The organism is Albidovulum denitrificans, assembly GCF_002973535.1.
GTDB lineage: Bacteria > Pseudomonadota > Alphaproteobacteria > Rhodobacterales > Rhodobacteraceae > Albidovulum > Albidovulum denitrificans.
In genome coordinates, this window is sequence record NZ_PVEP01000001.1 from 946631 (window position 1) to 964274 (window position 17644).

Here is a 17644-nt window from a genome sequence, read left to right on the forward strand (position 1 = left end):
TTTTACTGAGGTCTTCGCCTAAGGTCACCCCAAAATCGCCACATTTGCACAAAATATGGTGTTGCAACTCAACTCGTAAGCGGCATCTTGCCGACACATCAAGATCGTGAGATTACCAGTTGTCTTTAAACCATTTCATGGCCCTGCGCAGCGACCGGGCCGGGTAGCGTTCGGCCGGAATCTCGAAATCCCACCACTCGTCTTGCGGGTGTGCGGCGAACAGACACAGACCCACGGTTGAAGAGAACGACGGCCCCGTCGCCGCCTGCGGCAAGCCCTGAACGCGAAGCGGACGGCCGAGTCGCACGTTCTGGCCGAGGATTCGCGCCGCCAGCATGTCCAGACCGGGGATCTGGCTTGCGCCCCCCGTCAGCACGATCTGCTGGCTTGGCAACTGGTCGAACCCGGCCGCGTCGAGGATGGCGCGAACCTCTTCCAGGATCTCCTCCACCCGCGGGCGCATGATGCCGATCAGTTCGGTGCGGCTGACCTTGCGGCGGTCCTTTTCCCAGTCGCCGCAATCGGCGCCGATCTCGATCATCTCACGGTCGTCCATGCCGGTGGCGTGAACCCCGCCATGGATGGTCTTGATCCGCTCGGCCACCGCCATCGGCACCCGAAGCCCCTTGGAGATGTCGGAAGAAACGTGATCGCCGCCCAACCGCACGCTTTCGGAAAAGATCATGTGCTTCTTGAAGAAGATCGACAGCCCCGTCGCGCCGCCGCCCATGTCGATGCAGGCCGCGCCCAGTTCCTGTTCATCCTCCACAAGGCTCGCCAGACCCGAGACATAGGCAGAGGACGCGATCCCCGCGATTTCCAGATCGCAGCGCTTGATGCAGTAAAGCAGGTTCTGCACCGCGCCGGTGTCGATGGTCAGAAGGTGCATGTCGGCAGCAAGCTTGTTGCCCACATGGCCGCGCGGATCGCCAAAGCCCGACCTATGGTCGATGGCGAAATTCACCGGATGGGCGTGCAGCACCTCACGCCCAGGCCCGAAATCGGGGACATCGCAGGACGCCAGCACGCGCGCCACGTCCTGCTCGCTCACCTGCCCTTCCGGCAGCTCGGTTTCCCCCGCCAGCCCGTAGCTGCGCGGCTTGGCGCCGGAAAAGCAGGCGATGACGTGATCGACCCGCGTCTGCGCCATCTTCTGCGCCGCCTGCACGGCGGTGCGGATCGCGCGCTCCGTCTCCTGCATCGCGTCGACCTCGCCGAAGCGCACGCCGCGTGACCGCGTGGTGGCCGCGCCGATGACGCGGAACTGCGACTGCCCGGCAAGGGAGCCAAGGCCATCCTCGCGCATCTCGTCCAGCGGGTCGAATTTCAGCACAAGGCAGGCGATCTTCGACGAGCCGACGTCAAGCACCGCGACAAGGCCCCGCTGAAGCGCGGCCCGCCGCATGTTCCGCATCGCGCGCTGGGATTGGTAGAGGTCGGTCATGGTGCGGAAACCCCGGTCACTTGGCTGGTCAGAAATTCGCTTGCTCCGGCGCCAAGCCGGACCGTCGGACGCGCGGTATTGCGCATGTCGACGACGGTCAGGTCGCGCCCCATCATGTCTTGCGCGCTGTCCAGCGCGATCACCCGTTGCAGCGCGGGGACCGGAGCGTCCTCGGGCAGAAGGATACGCTGCCCCCGGTCCAGCACCACGTCCCAGCGCCGCTCGCCGATCCAGACAAGGCCGCGCACGCGCGGGCCAAGCGGCCCGGTCGCGGCAAAGATCGTCAGCGCCTCGGCCACATGGTCGTCCGCCCCCTGCCCGGCGATCACCGGCAGGTCGGGCCGCGCGGCGCGGTCGATCAGCGTGGCAACCCGGTGGCCGGTCGTGTCCAGCATCTCAAGCCCCGTGGCGCTGCGCCACAGGATCGCGGGCTGGCGTTCGGTCACCCGCACCTCAAGTACGCCGCCCTTGCGGATCACCAGATCCGCATTGGCCACCGCGTCGATCTGTTCAATCGCCGCCCGCATCGCCGGCAGGTCCAGCCGGAAGGACGACACCGGCAGATCGACCGGCATCATCGACCGGATCGCCGCCGCGACCGGGTCCGACGCGCCCTCGACCGACATCATGGCGACCATGAATTCCGGCCGCTCCTCGACGCTGGTGCGCATTTCCTCGTAGCTTTGCACGATGGCGGCGCGCCGGTCGGCATCCGACAGCCAGACGGTGACGCCCGTGAAGGCCAGCACGAAGGGCAGCCCGACCCGCAGGCCAAGCCGGAAACCCGGCGTCAGGCGCAGACGCTCCATCTTGTAGGACAGGCGCGAGGGGGCGGGATCGCGCCGCTCACGGCGGCTTTCCTCGCGGTAGCGCGCCCGCGCCCCGGCATTGGCGCGCCCTAGCGGCCACATGAGGCGTCCTCCACGATCCAGCGGCAAAGCTCCGGGAAGGACATGCCCCCCACCGCCGCCTGTTCAGGCGCGAGAGAGGTCGGCGTCATCCCCGGCTGTGTGTTGATCTCAAGCAGGTAAAGCCCCGCCAGCCCCCGTGTGTCGTCCCAGCGAAAGTCACAGCGGCTCAGCCCCCGGCACCCGACGGCATTATGCGCCTTGACCGAAATCGCCAGACAGGCCGCCGCGATCTCTTCGGGGATCTCGGCCGGGCAGACATGGCGCGACCCGCCCTCGTCGTATTTCGCGTGATAGTCGTACCAGCCCGCGGTCACGATTTCCGTCACGCAAAGCGCCCGGTCGCCCAGCACCGCCACGGTCAGTTCCCGCCCCGGAACATATTCCTCGACGATGACGCTTTCGGGCATCTCGGGGCCGAATTTCGGCGGCGTATTGGCGTCTTTCGTGACGATATAGACCCCGACCGAAGACCCTTCGTTATTGGGCTTCGCGACATAGGGCGGCGGCATCACATGGCGGGCCATCACCTCATCCCGGTCGGCGACGACACTGTCGGCCACCGGCAGACCCGCCGCGCGGAACGCCTCTTTCGCGCGGGTCTTGTCCATGGCCAGCGCCGAGGCAAGGACGCCCGAATGGGTATAGGGCATCCCCATCCATTCCAGCATCCCCTGGACGCAGCCATCCTCACCCCAGCGGCCGTGAAGGGCGTTGAAACAGACATCCGGCTTGATCTGCGACAGGCGCGCGGAAAGGTCGGGGCCGGCATCCAGCTCGACCACCTCAAATCCCGCCTCCCGAAGGGCTGCGGCGCATTCGCGCCCGCTTGACAGCGAAACGTCCCGCTCGGCAGAGCGTCCGCCCATCAGTACCGCCACTTTGGGGGCTGCCCTGCTCGACATACCCGCCACGTCTTGCCTTTCATTCCCGGTTTGACCGGGTTTCTCCGCCTACTCTAACGGCTTCCGGCGAATCGCAAAAGCCCTTTTTCATTCGGAATTTGCGCGACAGCCCGACCTTGCCTATGTGAGGATGGGATCGCGCGAAAGGGATATCGAAATGGTGGACTGGCAGGGCCTGATACGGGAGTTCATCATCCTCTTCGTGGTCATCGACCCGGTGGGGTCGCTGCCGGTCTTTCTCTACGTCACCGCCCATGTCCCGCGCCGCCTGCACGCCCGGCTTGCGATCCGCGCGGTCTTGGTCGCGGCGATCGTGCTGATGGTATTCCTGGCGGGCGGCCAGATCCTTATGGAATCCATCGGGATGCGGCTCGGCTCATTCCAGATCGCGGGCGGGATCATCCTTTTCCTCTTCGCGCTGACGATGATCTTCGGCGAATCCAAGCCGGAGTCAGAGATCGGGCAGGCAGAGCGCGACCATCTCGACGGCGCGGTCTTTCCCCTTGCCATGCCCTCCATCGCCTCGCCCGGCGCGATGCTGGCGGTGGTGATCCTGACCGACAATCACCGCAACTCCATCGCCGATCAGGCGGTGACGGCGGGGCTTCTGCTTCTGGTGCTGGCCTTCACGCTGGGGCTTTTGTTGCTGGCCACGAAGCTGCACAAGCTGATCGGGCGCACCGGGGCCTCGATCATCAGCCGGGTGATGGGGATCATCCTGGCCACGGTCGCGGTGGATTCGGTCGTGGGCGGGCTGACCTCGCTGAACCTTATCGACGTGCCTGCCGCAGCCGACGCGCCGCTGGTCGCGCCCGCGCCAGAGAAGTGATCAGCGCTCGCCGACGCGGATCACTTCCCATTGCAGGTCATGCCCGCTCATCTCCTTCACGCGGGCACGGACCCATTCGCCCAAACCTTCCAGATCGGCGGCGCTCGCCCCGCCGGTGTTGATCAGGAAGTTGGGATGCTTCTCGCTCATCTGCGCACCGCCAAGACGATGCCCGCGCAGCCCCGCCCGGTCGATCAGCGACCAGGCCTTCAGGTCATGCACGTCATCCGCCCGCCCGGTCGAGGAAAAGCCAGCCGGGTTGCGGAAGGTCGACCCGGCGGAACGGTCCTTGACCGGCTGGGTCGCGTCGCGTCTGGCCAGCTGGTCGGCCATCTTCGCCTCAAGCGCCGCCGGATCGCCCGCCGCGCCCTCAAGCACCGCCTCGACGATCACCGCCCCTTCGGGGAGGGTCGAGTGGCGGTAGCCAAAGCCCGCCTCGTCGCGCCCGATCGTGGTGACGGTCCCGTCGCGCAGGACGACCGTCGCCTGAACGAAGTGATCGGCCGTGTAGCTGCCATAGCAGCCCGCGTTCATCCTGACCGCGCCGCCGATGGCACCGGGGATGGTGCGCAGGAACGTGAGGTCCACCCCCGCCTCCGCCGCCCGGCGCGCCACATGGGCATCAAGCGCGGCCGCCCCGGCAGTGACGCGGTCGCCCGCGACCGCGATCCCGTTGAACCCGCGCCCAAGCCGGATCACCACCCCCCTGATGCCGCCATCCCGGACGATCAGGTTCGACCCGACCCCCATCGGAAAGACCGGCACATCGGCGGGAAGGGCGCCGAGGAACGCCGACAGGTCGTCGAGGTCCGCCGGCTGAAACAGCCACTCCGCCGGGCCGCCTACACGCAGCCAGGTGAGGTCGGCCAGGGGGCGCTCCGGCGTCAACGCGCCACGCACGGGGGGAAGGGTCAGGGTCATGGATGGGTGGTTAAGATGGGTGGAACGTGAAGGCAAGCGGACAGTGCGGCAAGGGCAGCGCCCGGCCCCGCCCTTCCGTCAACCGAGCCACCCGACGGACCGCGCCCGACCGGGGCGGGGGCGGAACCGCACCCGCCTGGGGGCGGGCGGGCGCGGTCCGTCGCTTGCGCGACGGGGGATGGAAGGGAGCGGTGGTGACCGAAACCACCCCAGATAAGCTACCCAGATCCGAACATCTGCGCGAATGCCCGCAGTGCGCGCGCCAATTCCTGTACCGCCTCCAGATGCGACACCCATCCGACCAGACCTGCCCCTATCAGAGCTTTCGCGCCGGACGATCCAAGTTCCTCAGCGGCCTTTTTCAGCACGGCATCGCCAAGCGATGCGCAGTAGGCAAGTGACTTCGCCGAAATCGAAAGAAGCACTCGCCCGACCCTGTTGAGCACCGCCGCACGGGGGGCCGCCCGTGCCAGTTCAGCTTCCGCCTCGTTGAGAGCGGCACCAATCTCATTAGCGTGCCGCTCAATCTCGCCGACAGGGTGAAGCAGTTCCGGCGGGTTGTTGTGACCACGGTTCGTCAAGGCAACGATATCGGCCCGAGCCACCGCAAGCTCCTCGTTCAGTCGCGCAACCTCATGCTGTAGCCGGAACTGCTCCTCAATCCGCGCAATCTCCGCCGCGACCGCCTCCGCGCCCTGGTCCCAGACCTCGTCCGGGATGAGGGCGACCTTCTCCTGCAAGTCCCACGGCAATGGCCTGCCCGACACGACCCCGTCCCACCAGCGCAGCCAGAATGACCAAATCTCCGCGCCTTCCTTCATCCAAATTGCGCGCATCTGCTCATCTCTGCGCCCGAACCAATCGGGATGCGGAACCGACCACAATCTCCTCTTGAACGAATCCTCCTCTGCTTCGCTCAGACGCGCATCTTCGCGCACTTGCTCCCAAATCCCGTTGATCCCCCACGCAGATCGCGCCGTGATATCCACGACCTGCGACGCGTTTCCCCTCGCCATGCCTGCAAGATCAAACTCATCATCGCCCGCCAACCTGCTATATTGGTGGACAAGATCCGCAGCATCAGCAGCGCCTCGACACGCCTCAATTGCATGTGCAGCACGGTCATTTCCCGCAGCTTCGGCGGCATGATACAGGGGATCATCGTAGGCTGCACTGATGGGACCAACTGTGTCCTTCTCGGTATCGTCTGACCGGATGGCAACTGTGGAGTTGAGGATAAGCCGGAACATAGGAAGCATTGAAGCGCCTACTTCATTCGCCCACTGCTCCGAAAGTGCGCTACCAAAGACCGGCACTACCCGGCACACTGCCCGGATTGCGACTAAAGCGGCGGCTGTGGGAGGTCTCCCCTCCAACCACTCCCTCAGGCTTTCCCTATCCCGTATGTCATCCGCTCTCACCATCCCCGAACCTTCCCCGAAACCCCGCCTCCGGGCAACCACATCTGTAGCTACAGATCCCCTACACGCCCCCTACGCAAACCCCACCGCCCTCCCGACGCGGCCGAACGCTCAGGCGCGGCGCCGCCGCCGGACGCGCCGCCAGAGATAGATCAGCGGCCAGCGCAGGATGGAGGCGCCGGCGCCAAGGACGATCAGCCCGATCCAGGGGCCGTTCTGCCAGGTCACCCAGCCAAGGATCGGGATGCCGATGGCGATCAGAAGATAGGCCGCGCGCCAGTGCTTGTCGCGCGAGGGCAGCATCGCGATCAGCGTCGCGGTGGTGGCCCAGAGGCAGGCGAGGACAAGCGACCCGTTCATGCGCCATCATCCCCGGACGGCCGCGGCGGGACCCGGCCCATCGCCCGTTTTGCAAGGTATATCAACGGCCTGCGGAACATCGACACAAAAACGGCAAGGATCGCCACCCCGGCCCAGACCCCATAGGTCACCGCCAGCCAGACGATCAGCACCGGCACCATCGCCAGAAGGACGAAGCCCGGCGCGAATTGCCGCCGCATCGGCAAGAGCGCCACGAGGGCGGCGGCAAGGACCCAGAGACAGGACAGGACGACGGGCAGGCTCATCCCGACCGCGCCCAAATCGCCGCCGCGAAGGCGAGGATGCAGCCGAACATGCCGATCCAAGGGACCACGGCGGCCACCACAAAGGGCGCCGCCGGCCGCTTCCTCTTCGCCCCGATCAGCGCCGCGTTGACGATGGCAAAGACCACCAGAAGCGCCAGCGTCGTGATCTCGGCCAGAAGCGCCACCGGCAGCGTGAGCGCGGCGGCTATGACAGCCACCCCGACCACCAGCGTCGCGCGGACTGGCGTGCCGAAGGTCGGGTGCGCGCGGCGGAAGGTCATCAGCGCGGGCGACCACTTGCCAAGACCGAAGATCACGCGCGAGGCCATCACGATCTGCGCAAGGATGCCGTTCAGCGCCGCCGCGACGGCGATGGCGGCAAGAAAGGCGGCACTGGTCCCGGTCCCGGCTTCCCAGACCAGCGCCAGCGGCCGCTCGGAGACGGCGAGCGCCTCACGCGGGACCGCCCGGACGGCGGCAAGCGAAACCAGCGCGTAAAGGACCGCCGTGATCGCCAGCGACCACAGGATCGCGCGCGGCAGATTACGTTCCGGCTGCTTCGACTCCTCGGCCATGTTGACGAGGTCGTCAAAGCCGACAAAGGCGAAGAAGGCAAAGGTCGTCGCGGCGGCGATCCCGGCCCATTCCGGCGCGGGCATCGGCAGGCGCCATGCCTCCACAGGTTCGGCGGCAAAGCCCGCGCCGATCACAAGAAGGAGGCCCGCGACCTCGATCACCGTCAGAAAGGCGGCGAAAGTCAGGCTTTCAAGGACGCCGACGATGGCAACCCCGGTCAGCGCGATGCCAAGCCCGACCACCGCCCAGTCGAAGGGGATGGGTACGATCGAGGTAAGATAACCGACCCCTCCCCGCAGCACTGCCGCGGCGGCGACCGTTCCGGCGAGGACGTTGATCGCGCCCACCAGCATCGCAAGCCAGTGCTGGCCAAGGCCGACCTCGACATAGGAACTGTCGCCCGCCGCTTCGGGGATGCGCGACGCAAGCTCGGCAAAGGACAGCGCCGAGGGCACCGCGACGAGCCCGGCGAGTAGAAAGGCCAGCGGCGCCCAGAGCCCGGCCGCCCCCGCCGCCGCCCCGGTCAGCACATAGATCCCGGCGCCCACCATGACGCCGACGCCATAGGCGATCAGGAGCCCAGGCCCGAGGCGTCGTTTCAGGCCCGCAGCCACCCGCCTATGCCCCCAGCCGCTCCGGCAGCGCGTTGGCCCAGGCCGATATGGTGCCTGCGCCAAGGCAGACCACGATATCTCCGGGCCGCGCCTGTTCCCGGACCAGCCGCCCCAGGTCGGCCTCATCAAGGATCGCGCGCACATGGCGGTGGCCGTGGCGGATCAGGCCGGCCACCAGGTCGTCACGCGAGGCACCGGGGATCGGGTCCTCGCCTGCGGCATAGACCTCGGCGATGGCGACCACGTCGGCCTCATTGAAACAGGTGCAGAAATCCTCGAACAGGTTGGACAGGCGGCTGTAGCGATGCGGCTGGTGGCAGGCGATGACGCGGGCGCCGGGGCGATCCTCCACCGCCTGACGTGCGGCCTTCAGCACCGCTGCGATCTCAACCGGGTGGTGGCCGTAATCGTCGATGATCGTCACGCCGCCCAGAACCTCGCCCACCTTGGTAAAGCGCCGGTTGACGCCGCCGAAATTGGCCAGCGCGTCGCGGATTTCATCCTTCTTCATGCCGAGGTGGCGGGCAACCGCAACGGCGGCCAGCGCGTTCGAGACGTTGTGATCCCCCGGCATCGGCAGGGCGCAGCCCTCGATCACCTGATCCTCGGCCGCCAGCACGATGTCGAAATGCGCCACCCCGCCCTTGTATGTCAGGTTGACCGCCCGCACGTCGGCCTGGGTGTTGAAGCCGAAGGTGACGACCCGGCGGTCGGTGATGCGGCCGACCAGCGCCTGAACCTCCGGGTGATCGGTGCAGCAGACGGCGAGGCCGTAGAAGGGGATGTTGGTGACGAAATCGTAAAACCCCTTGCGCAGGTTCTCGATCGTCCCCCAATGCTCCATATGCTCGGGGTCAATATTGGTCACGATGGCGATGGTCGCGGGCAGGCGGTTGAAGCTGCCGTCGCTTTCATCTGCCTCGACCACCATCCATTCCCCCGCCCCGGCACGGGCGTTCGAGCCATAGGCATGGATGATGCCGCCATTGATGACGGTCGGGTCAAAGCCGCCCTTGTCCAGAAGCGTGGCCACCATCGTCGTCGTGGTGGTCTTGCCATGCGTCCCGGCGATGGCGACGTTCGAACGCAGCCGCATCAGTTCGGCCAGCATCTCGGCCCGCCGCACGACGGGAAGCCCGCGCTTGCGGGCCTCTTCCAGCTCCGGGTTGCCCGGCTTGATGGCAGAGGAGATGACGACGACGCCGACCTCTTCACCGATATTTTCCGCCTTTTGCCCTTCGAAGAAGGTCGCGCCCAGCTTCACCAGCCGGTCGGTGATCTTCGAGGCCTTCGCATCCGACCCCTGCACGCGGTAGCCGAGCGTGATCAGCACCTCAGCGATGCCGGACATGCCGATGCCGCCGATACCGACGAAATGGATGGGGCCAAGCTCTCCGGGCAGTTTGGTGGCGGCGTTCATTCAGGTCTTTCTTTCGGTCAGGGTCAGGACCATCTCGACAAGGCGGTCGGTCGCGTCCGGGTTTCCGTAGCCAAGCGCCGACTGCGCCATGCGCGTCGCCGCCGCCGGATTTTCAAGGATCGCGGCGACATGCCCCGCGAGCGTGGCGACGTCAAGGCGCGATTCCGGGATCAGGACGGCTGCCTCCGCCTCGACCAGACCACGGGCATTGGCGGTCTGATGGTCGCCGGCGGCGGCGGCGAAGGGGATCAGGATCGCGGGCCGCCCGACGATGGAGATATCGGCGACCGAAGAGGCACCGGAGCGCGAGATCACCAGTTGCGCCTCGCTCAGGCGACGGGGGACATCGGCGAAGAAGGGTTCAACCTCGGCGCGGATCCCCGCCTCGGCATAGGCGGCGATGACGCGGCCCTGATCCTCGGCGCGGGCCTGATGGGCGACGCGGACATTGGCGCGAAGCGCCTCGGGCAGCGCGGCCAGCGCGGCGGGGACCACGTCCGACAGGATGCGCGCGCCCTGACTGCCGCCGATGACAAGCACGCTCATCGGGTAATCGCCCGGCGGGATATAGGGCGCGCCCGCGCGTTCCAGGATCGCGGCGCGGACCGGATTGCCGGTGAAGGTGCCGGTGACGCCCTCGGGCAGGTCGGTCGGCCAGGTGCCGCAGGCGATGGCATCGACGCGGGGGGCGAAAAGCCTGTTCACCCGCCCCAGCACGCCGTTCTGTTCGTGGATCATCCGCGGGATGCGCAGGATCGTCGCCGCCGACAGCGCCGGGATCGTCGGGTAACCGCCAAAGCCCACCACCGCCGCCGGACGGTCGCGCCGCATCGCCAGCATCGCGCCCAGCACCCCGCCCGCGATGCGCAACGGCACCAGCGCCTTCGCCGCCAGCCCGCCCCGCGCGAATGTGGCCGAGGCGACCTCTTCCACCGCCACCTCTTTCGGAAAGCCGCCCGCATAGCGCGCGCCCCGCGCGTCGGTCGACAGCTTCACCCGCCAGCCGCCCGCGACCATCATTTCGGCAAGGGCCTGGGCGGGAAACATATGCCCGCCGGTCCCCCCCGCCGCGATCAGGAGAAGCGGGGCCGCCACCTACCTGCCCCGCTTGATAAGGATGTCATGCAGCCGCCCCTGCGGCCGCGACCGCGTCAGCGCCAGCAACATGCCAAGCGCGATCCCGCTGGCGATGACGGACGACCCGCCATAGCTGACGAAAGGCAGCGTCATCCCCTTGGCGGGCAAAAGGCGCACCGCGACGCCCATGTTGATCAACGCCTGAACGCCGAAGGCGCAGGCAAGGCCGGTGCCTGCAAGACGAGTGAAGGGGTCACGCTCCTTCATCAGCCGGAGCAAAGATCGCCCGGTCACAAGGGCATAAAGCGCGATGATGAAGAGGACGAGGATCAGCCCGTATTCCTCGGCCGCGACGGCGATGATGAAATCGGTATGCGCGTCCGGCAGCGACCATTTCACCGTCCCCTCGCCCACGCCGACACCGAAGAAACCGCCCGACTGGATCGCGTCGGTTGCGTAGCCGATCTGGGTCCGGGGATCGACCTCCGAGGCGAGGAAGCCGTCGATCCGCCGCGCGAAATGTTCCGAGGCGTCATAGGCAGCGATTCCCCCCGCCACGACGATGCCGCCGATCACGGTCAATAGCGTGATCGGCGCACCGGCGACGAAATACATCACGCCCCAGGCAAACAGGATCAGGCTCGCCTGCCCGAAATCGGGCTGAAAGGCGAGGAAAAGCACGACGGTGACGGCCAGGAAGAAGGAATAGAGCCGACCGGGAGGGCCGTTGATTTCCTGCGCCGCCGCCATCAGCCAGGCGCAGATGATGACGAAACAGGGCTTGAGGAATTCCGACGGCTGAAAGCTCGCGAAGCCCAGCGAATACCAGCGCACAGCCCCCTTGCCGAAATCGGTGCCAAACACGGGCAGCAAGGCCAATGCCGCGAAGGCGCCGAGAAAGCCGATCACCCCCATCCGCCGCACCATGTCGGGCGACATCATGGAAATCACCAGCATCACCACCATGCCGACGCCGCCGAAGAAGGCCTGACGGGTGACGTAGTGGAAGGGCGGCAGCCCGTTCTTTTCGGCCAGCGGGACCGAGGCCGCGAGGCCAAGCAGAAGTCCCACCCCGAAAAGCACCAGAACGCCCGCCAGCGACCAGCGGTCAATCGTCCGCCACCACCGGGGAAGGACAGGTTCGCCCGCGCGCACGGGGACGGTGCCGAACACCATTTCCGTCATTGGATTACCGCTCTTACTGCCTCGTACATGCCCGTTTGCCGGGTCTGGGGCGAAGTGTAACGCGGATCACGGCGCGGTGCTAGGAAAAGATCGCCTTTGCCGGGGTGCTAAAGCGGGTCCTTGCGCGTCTCGCGGCCGCTTGGCAGCCTGCCATGGGCCGCCCGGTAGCGCCGCGCGAAATGGGAGCGCGAGGCATATCCCGCCGCCCCGGCCGCCTCCCCCGCCGCCGCGCCGCCTTCGATCAGCCGCCGTGCGGCGGCCATGCGCGCCCCGGTCACGATGTCGCGAAAACCGGTCCCCGCCTCAGCCAGCCGCCGCCGCAGGGTCGAGGCGCCCAGCCCCATCTCCCGCGCGGCCTCTGCCACCGTCCAGCCGTGATCGGGCCGGGCCGCAATCCGCCAGGCGAGGTCCTCGGCCAGATCGCGGGTGAAGATATGCCGCGCGGCCGGGTCGGCCTGCATCAGCGCCAGCATCTCGGCCAGCCGCAGCGCCTTGATGTCACCGCGCGCGGGTGTGGCGGCGATGGCCGTCGCGGCATGGGCCACCGCCTCGACCAGATCGCCGGTCAGGCGCAGGGCCAGCGAAGCGGAGCGGCCACGCCCTTGCGGCAAAGTCCCGATGCCGGGCGGCAGGCCCGCAATCTCGAAGATCAGCGATTCATAGACACCGCCTTCCGAGGGGATGTTGACGATGTCCATCCGCACCCCCTTCGGCAGGCTGAACAGCGTCCCCGGCAGAAGGGTTTCGCCCGCATCGCCAATCCACACCTCCTTGCGGCCACGCAGGACGATGCCGATCAGCGGATGGTCAAGCGTCGTGGCCGCGAGCCGTTCGCGTTCAACCGCGCAATAGGTGAAAAGCTGGTCGCCCTGCGGGTGGAAACCGCCCGCGCGGGGCAGCCCAAGGCCGCGCATCTGGCCGAAAAGCCGGTCGAGCAAGGCGCGCCGCAGGGTGTCGGCCTGAAAGTCGGGATGCAGGTTCATGGGCGCAAGCTTACGCCGCGCCACAGGTCCGCGACAGGTCGAAACTGAGCGTTTCGGGCGCAAAGCTGCGCCATTCCGGCCCTTTCCGCCCGCGCCCCCATCCCAGTGTCATCGAACCGAAACAGGAGACTTACATGAAACTGCTTCCCCCCGCCCTGCTGATCGCCGCGCTGTCATCCGGCGCCACGCAGGCCGCCGAGACCGAGCTTTGGCGGCTTGATTGCGGCACCATCGCGGTGAAGGACATGAACGCCTTTTCCGACAATTTCGCCTATCGGCCCGCGCCGAAGACCCTGACGAACAGTTGCTACCTGATCCGTCATGACGGCGATTACCTGCTGTGGGATACCGGCCTGCCGCTGGCGCTTCTGAACGCCCCGACCGACCCGGAGGCGCCGATGTCCGCGACGCTGACGCGCGACCTACCCGCGCAACTGGCGGACATCGGGGTGACGCCGGACCGGATCGGCCGCATCGGCATCAGCCACGGCCATTTCGACCATACCGGCCAGGCGGCGACCTTCCCGCAGGCCACGCTGATGATCGGCCAGCCCGACCTTGCGGCGATGGAGGAAACCCCGCCACCCTTCGGCTTCGATCCCGCGACGCTGAACCATTGGCGCACCGGCAATGGCGCTGTTGAGGTGGTGACCGGCGACCGGGACATCTTCGGCGACGGCAGCGTCACGATGCTGTCCATGCCCGGCCATACCGAGGGGGAAATGGCGCTTCTGGTGCGGCTGGAAAAGACCGGGCCGGTGCTGCTGTCGGGCGACGTCGTGCATTTCCACGAACAGATCGGAGCGAAAAGCGTGCCCGCCTTCAACATGAGCCGCGCCGAAAGCCTTGCCTCCATGGCGCGGCTGGAAGAGGTGGCGGCGAACCTGAACGCGACGCTGGTGATCCAGCATGACGCCGCGGACATCGCGAAACTGCCCGCTTTCCCGCAAAGCGCGAAGTAAGGGCAAGGCCGGGTGCGTTACGGCGCGCCCGGCCGTCCCCGGTCAATCTGCCCGCGCGGCAAAGACCTCCTTCGCGGCGAAAAGACCGTTCAGCGCCGCCGGGAACCCGGCATAGACCGCCATCTGCATCAGGATCTCGGTAATCTCGGTCCGCGACAGGCCGACATTCAGCCCCGCCTCGATATGAACTTTCAACTGCGGCGCGGCGGTTCCCATCGCGGCCAGCGCGGCGATGGTCGCGATTTCCCGGTCACGCAGGGCAAGGCCGGGGCGGGAATAGATGTCGCCAAAGGGAAACTCGAACAGATAGGTCGCGAAATCCGGCGCGATACCGTCCAGCGCGTCAATCACGCTGCGCCCCGCCGCCCCGTCAATGGCGTCAAGCGCCCTCCGCCCGCGGTCCAGCCTGCTTTCCGTCGTGGTGTCGTTCTGTTGCGTCATTTTCTTCGATCCTCTGTTCCGCATCGGCATAGCCGCCGATCTTGCTGTCGAGGACGAGGAGACAGGCCTGAAGCTCGGCCACATGGGCGCGCACCGTTTCGCGATGCGCCTCAAGAAGCGCGCGGCGTTCGGCGCCGGTTGCCGGTCCGCGCTCGCGCAGCGCCGCATAGCGCAGCATCTCGCGGATCGGCATTCCCGTGGTCTTGAGCCGCCGAAGAAACTCGATCCAGATCAGGATCGAGGCGTCGTAGTCGCGCTGCCCGGACCCGTCGCGATCCGCGCGCGGCAAAAGCCCGATCCGCTCATAATACCTGAGCGTATGGGCCGATAATCCGCTGCGCCTGGCGAGTTGTCCGATCTTCATCTGCCTGTCTCCCGTCACGACGCAGGGGACCCTACGGCTTTGAGCGCGCTCGAAGTCAAGGGGCCTGCCGGGCGCAATCGCCCCCGCCCCCGGCCCTTCAGAAGATGCTGAGCGGATCGTCCGCGCGGTCGAAGGCGACGCAGCGTTTGACGGCGACGGCAAGCGGTTCGCGCGCCGACAGGGTCAACTCGCCATGCTTGTTCTCGATGCTTTCGATCAGGACAACCGGATCGCCTGCCTGCTCCGCCAGTCGCCGGATCGAGGAGATCGGCACCCGGTCGTCCAGTTCCGAATGCAGCGCCAGAATGCGCGCGCCGGTGTCGTGGACGAAGGACGGATAGGCGAAGCCGCCGGAGAAGGAAAAGACCGTCGCGATCTCGGGCCGGTCCAGCCCCAGATGCTTTGGCAGATAAAGCGTGTTCAGCGCGGAAATCGCCCCGGCGGAACTGCCGCCCAGAATCATCCGGCCGGACAGGCCATGGTCCTCGGCCGCCCCGGCGATGAAGCGCAGGAAGGCGCAGCAATCCTCGACCACGCCCAGGGGGCGCGGGCCGAAGAAGGTTTCATTCATCTCGATCCCGCCAGAGGTGGCGTCGGCGATCAGCTCCTCAAGCCGCGCCTCGGTGCCGGGGGCGAGGATCGCGGGCGGGCGGGCAAGGCGGTAGTCGATGAAGGCCATCGCATAGCCATGCTCGGCGAAAAGGTTCGCGGCCTTGGCATGCGACGGGTGGCTGCGATTGCCGGTGCGGAACCCGCCCGCATGCATCCAGGTGATAAGGTCGGCAGGCTTCTCCTGCCCCTCGGGCAGGTAAAGGTCCGCGAAAAGTTCCCTGGGGCCACGGCGGGTCGGGTGGGTGGCGTAGGAGAGTGTAATCGGCTCTATCACGCGGGGGCCAATCTCGGTCGTTTGGGATGTGGGCCGCTTATTGCACGGGGCGCGCCGGATCACAACGCGGGGCGGCGCGCGCCCCTTACGGCAACGCCTGCACCAGCGCGGTAAAATCCTCCCCCCGTTTCTCGAAATTCGGGTACTGATCGAACGAGGCCGCCGCCGGGGCCAGCAGCACGACCTCTCCCGCCTCGGCCTCCTCGGCCGCGCGGGCGACGGCGCGTTCCATCGTTTCGCAGATCTCATGCGGGGTCTGGCCCAGTTCCAGCGCGAAATCGCGCGCCGAATGGCCGATGAGATAGGCCTTCACGACCGAATTCAGGTAAGGCACCAGCCCGGCGATGCCGCCATCCTTGCCCAGCCCCCCGGCGATCCAGCGGATCTTCGGGAAGGCCTGAAGCGCCTTGGCGGCGCTGTCAACATTGGTGGCCTTGCTGTCATTGACAAAGCGCACCCCGCCGCGTTCGCCGACCAACTGGCTGCGATGGGGCAGGCCTGCGAAGCTGTGCAGCGCCTTCTCGATCTCTTTCGGGGCAAGGCCCAGCGTCCGCGCGGCAGCATAGGCGGCGCAGGCGTTCTGGTGGTTGTGCGCGCCCGGAAGACCGCCGACCTCACGCAGGTCGATGGCGGCCACCTGCCGCCCCTTGCGCCATTCGGCAAGGAACCCCTTGCGCGCGAAGACCGACCAGCCCTCGCCGTCAAGCTTCTGACCCGAGGAGATGCGGATCACCCGGTCGTCCGCCGCCCCCTCGGCCATCTGGTTGGCGAGGAACCGACCTTCGACCTCATCGACGCCGATCACCGCGCGGTCCGGCCCGCCCTCGGCAAAGAGCCTGCGCTTGGCGGCGAAATATCCGCCCTTGCCGCCATGGCGGTCAAGGTGGTCGGGCGAGAGGTTGGTGAAGACGGCGATGTCGGGCGTGAGCGCGCGGGCAAGCTCTGTCTGGTAGGAGGACAGTTCCAGCACCACCACTTCACCGTCCTGCCCCGGTTCGATGTCCAGCACCCCGCGCCCGATATTGCCCGCCATCTGGGTCGGGCGACCGGCCTCCTTCAGGATGTGGTGGATCAGGGCGGTCGTGGTGGACTTGCCGTTCGATCCGGTGACGGCGACCACCTTCGGCGTGCGCTCCATCTTTTCCCAGTCGGGCGTCGCCCAGGACCGGAAGAACAGCCCGATGTCGTTGTCGACCGGCACGCCCGCCTCCATCGCGCGGGCGATCAGCTTGTTCGGCTCAGGGTAAAGATGCGGGATGCCGGGAGACACGATCAGCGCGGCGACACCATGCCAGGCATCGGACCGCGTCAGATCGGTCAGCGCAAAGCCCTGGGCGGCGGCATTGTCGCGCGCCTCGGGGCTGTCGTCCCAAAGACAGGGCTCGGCCCCGCCCGCCGCAAGCGCGCGCGCGGTGGCAAGGCCCGACCGGCCAAGTCCCAGAACCGCCACCTTCTGACCGGAAAAGCCCTGAACCGGAATCATCTTCACCCCCGCGAATGCGCCCGGACAATGCCCGCTGCGCCCCGGCCCCGCAAGGCCGGGCAAATCGCGGGGTTTACCCTTGGGGGAATGCCCTCTACCCTTGCGCCCACGCGAGTACCCGCGCCAGGCGCGGCCTCAGAATTCACCCCGACATATCCCGAAAGGACGCCATGACCGAAGTCAAATCCGGCGATACCGTGCGTATTCATTATACCGGCACCCTGGCCGACGGCACCACATTCGACAGCTCCCAAGGCCGCGCGCCGCTGGAATTCACCGTCGGCTCGGGCCAGATCATCCCCGGTCTCGACCGTGAATTGCCCGGCATGCAGGTGGGCGAGAAGAAGACCGTGACGATTGCCGCCGACGACGCCTATGGCCAGCGGCAGGACGGCGCGATGCAGGCGATCCCGCGCGACCAGATCCCGGCGGAGATCCCGCTTGAGGTCGGAACCGGGCTTCAGATGCGCACCCCGCAGGGCCAGACGGTCAACGTGACCGTGGCCGAGGTGACGGCCGACACCGTCACGCTTGACGCCAATCACCCGCTTGCGGGCAAGGACCTGACCTTCGATTTCGAGGTGGTGGAGATCGCCTGA

19 protein-coding genes are annotated in these 17644 nt (G+C 67.0%); 3 read left to right on the forward strand and 16 right to left on the reverse strand.

What is annotated here, in order from left to right; translation table 11 throughout:
• Window positions 1-112 precede the first annotated feature (112 nt).
• From ftsA to LX70_RS04620, 3 genes are read right to left on the reverse strand one after another with little or no spacing between them, the layout of a single operon-like run.
• Window positions 113-1444, reverse strand: a complete 1332-nt coding sequence (gene ftsA, locus LX70_RS04610) for a cell division protein FtsA (protein WP_105513306.1) — start codon at window positions 1442-1444, stop codon at window positions 113-115.
• Window positions 1441-2355, reverse strand: a complete 915-nt coding sequence (locus LX70_RS04615) for a cell division protein FtsQ/DivIB (RefSeq protein ID WP_105513307.1) — start codon at window positions 2353-2355, stop codon at window positions 1441-1443. The genes ftsA and LX70_RS04615 overlap by 4 nt, the downstream gene beginning before the upstream one ends.
• A complete protein-coding gene (locus LX70_RS04620) occupies window positions 2343-3266 on the reverse strand; it encodes a D-alanine--D-alanine ligase (RefSeq protein WP_211301659.1) in 924 nt (307 codons plus the stop codon). The genes LX70_RS04615 and LX70_RS04620 overlap by 13 nt, the downstream gene beginning before the upstream one ends.
• Before the next feature lie 148 nt (window positions 3267-3414).
• Here LX70_RS04620 and LX70_RS04625 point away from each other — a divergent pair, with 148 nt between their 5' ends.
• On the forward strand, window positions 3415-4086 hold the full coding sequence (locus tag LX70_RS04625; RefSeq protein ID WP_105513607.1) for a MarC family protein: 672 nt from the start codon (window positions 3415-3417) through the stop codon (window positions 4084-4086).
• Here LX70_RS04625 and murB read toward each other — a convergent pair whose 3' ends face one another.
• From murB to LX70_RS04670, 9 genes are all read right to left on the reverse strand, one after another.
• Window positions 4087-5007 carry a UDP-N-acetylmuramate dehydrogenase gene (gene murB / locus LX70_RS04630; protein WP_105513309.1) on the reverse strand — a complete coding sequence of 307 codons (921 nt, stop codon included), beginning with the start codon at window positions 5005-5007 and terminating at the stop codon, window positions 4087-4089.
• Window positions 5008-5225: 218 nt separating this feature from the next.
• Window positions 5226-6266, reverse strand: coding sequence for a hypothetical protein (locus tag LX70_RS04635; RefSeq protein WP_105513310.1), 1041 nt, complete (start codon window positions 6264-6266; stop codon window positions 5226-5228).
• A gap of 273 nt (window positions 6267-6539) precedes the next feature.
• Window positions 6540-6788, reverse strand: coding sequence for a DUF2484 family protein (locus tag LX70_RS04640; protein WP_105513311.1), 249 nt, complete (start codon window positions 6786-6788; stop codon window positions 6540-6542).
• Window positions 6785-7054: a DUF2484 family protein gene (locus tag LX70_RS04645; RefSeq protein WP_105513312.1), complete on the reverse strand. Its 270-nt coding sequence runs from the start codon at window positions 7052-7054 to the stop codon at window positions 6785-6787. The genes LX70_RS04640 and LX70_RS04645 overlap by 4 nt, the downstream gene beginning before the upstream one ends.
• The gene (locus tag LX70_RS04650; protein ID WP_105513313.1) at window positions 7051-8244 is read right to left on the reverse strand and encodes an APC family permease; all 1194 of its coding nucleotides are present in this window, start codon (window positions 8242-8244) and stop codon (window positions 7051-7053) included. Before LX70_RS04650 ends, LX70_RS04645 begins: the two co-directional genes overlap by 4 nt.
• 4 nt (window positions 8245-8248) lie before the next feature.
• A complete protein-coding gene (gene murC, locus LX70_RS04655; RefSeq protein ID WP_105513314.1) occupies window positions 8249-9664 on the reverse strand; it encodes a UDP-N-acetylmuramate--L-alanine ligase in 1416 nt (471 codons plus the stop codon).
• Window positions 9665-10759: a UDP-N-acetylglucosamine--N-acetylmuramyl-(pentapeptide) pyrophosphoryl-undecaprenol N-acetylglucosamine transferase gene (locus LX70_RS04660; protein WP_105513315.1), complete on the reverse strand. Its 1095-nt coding sequence runs from the start codon at window positions 10757-10759 to the stop codon at window positions 9665-9667.
• Complete coding sequence (locus LX70_RS04665; protein ID WP_105513316.1) at window positions 10760-11926, reverse strand: peptidoglycan glycosyltransferase FtsW; 1167 nt, start codon at window positions 11924-11926, stop codon at window positions 10760-10762.
• Window positions 11927-12033: 107 nt separating this feature from the next.
• Window positions 12034-12909 carry a helix-turn-helix domain-containing protein gene (locus LX70_RS04670; protein WP_105513317.1) on the reverse strand — a complete coding sequence of 292 codons (876 nt, stop codon included), beginning with the start codon at window positions 12907-12909 and terminating at the stop codon, window positions 12034-12036.
• Between the two features lie 134 nt (window positions 12910-13043).
• Here LX70_RS04670 and LX70_RS04675 point away from each other — a divergent pair, with 134 nt between their 5' ends.
• Complete coding sequence (locus LX70_RS04675; RefSeq protein WP_105513318.1) at window positions 13044-13871, forward strand: N-acyl homoserine lactonase family protein; 828 nt, start codon at window positions 13044-13046, stop codon at window positions 13869-13871.
• A gap of 42 nt (window positions 13872-13913) precedes the next feature.
• Here the strand turns inward: LX70_RS04675 and LX70_RS04680 are convergent, their stop codons facing one another.
• The 4 genes from LX70_RS04680 to murD form a co-directional block, all read right to left on the reverse strand.
• Window positions 13914-14312 carry a carboxymuconolactone decarboxylase family protein gene (locus LX70_RS04680; protein WP_105513319.1) on the reverse strand — a complete coding sequence of 133 codons (399 nt, stop codon included), beginning with the start codon at window positions 14310-14312 and terminating at the stop codon, window positions 13914-13916.
• Window positions 14251-14676 carry a MerR family transcriptional regulator gene (locus LX70_RS04685; protein ID WP_105513320.1) on the reverse strand — a complete coding sequence of 142 codons (426 nt, stop codon included), beginning with the start codon at window positions 14674-14676 and terminating at the stop codon, window positions 14251-14253. Before LX70_RS04685 ends, LX70_RS04680 begins: the two co-directional genes overlap by 62 nt.
• 97 nt (window positions 14677-14773) lie before the next feature.
• Window positions 14774-15562, reverse strand: coding sequence for an alpha/beta hydrolase (locus LX70_RS04690; protein WP_105513321.1), 789 nt, complete (start codon window positions 15560-15562; stop codon window positions 14774-14776).
• A gap of 85 nt (window positions 15563-15647) precedes the next feature.
• The gene (gene murD, locus LX70_RS04695; RefSeq protein WP_105513608.1) at window positions 15648-17045 is read right to left on the reverse strand and encodes a UDP-N-acetylmuramoyl-L-alanine--D-glutamate ligase; all 1398 of its coding nucleotides are present in this window, start codon (window positions 17043-17045) and stop codon (window positions 15648-15650) included.
• Window positions 17046-17215: 170 nt separating this feature from the next.
• Here murD and LX70_RS04700 point away from each other — a divergent pair, with 170 nt between their 5' ends.
• Complete coding sequence (locus tag LX70_RS04700; protein WP_105513322.1) at window positions 17216-17644, forward strand: FKBP-type peptidyl-prolyl cis-trans isomerase; 429 nt, start codon at window positions 17216-17218, stop codon at window positions 17642-17644.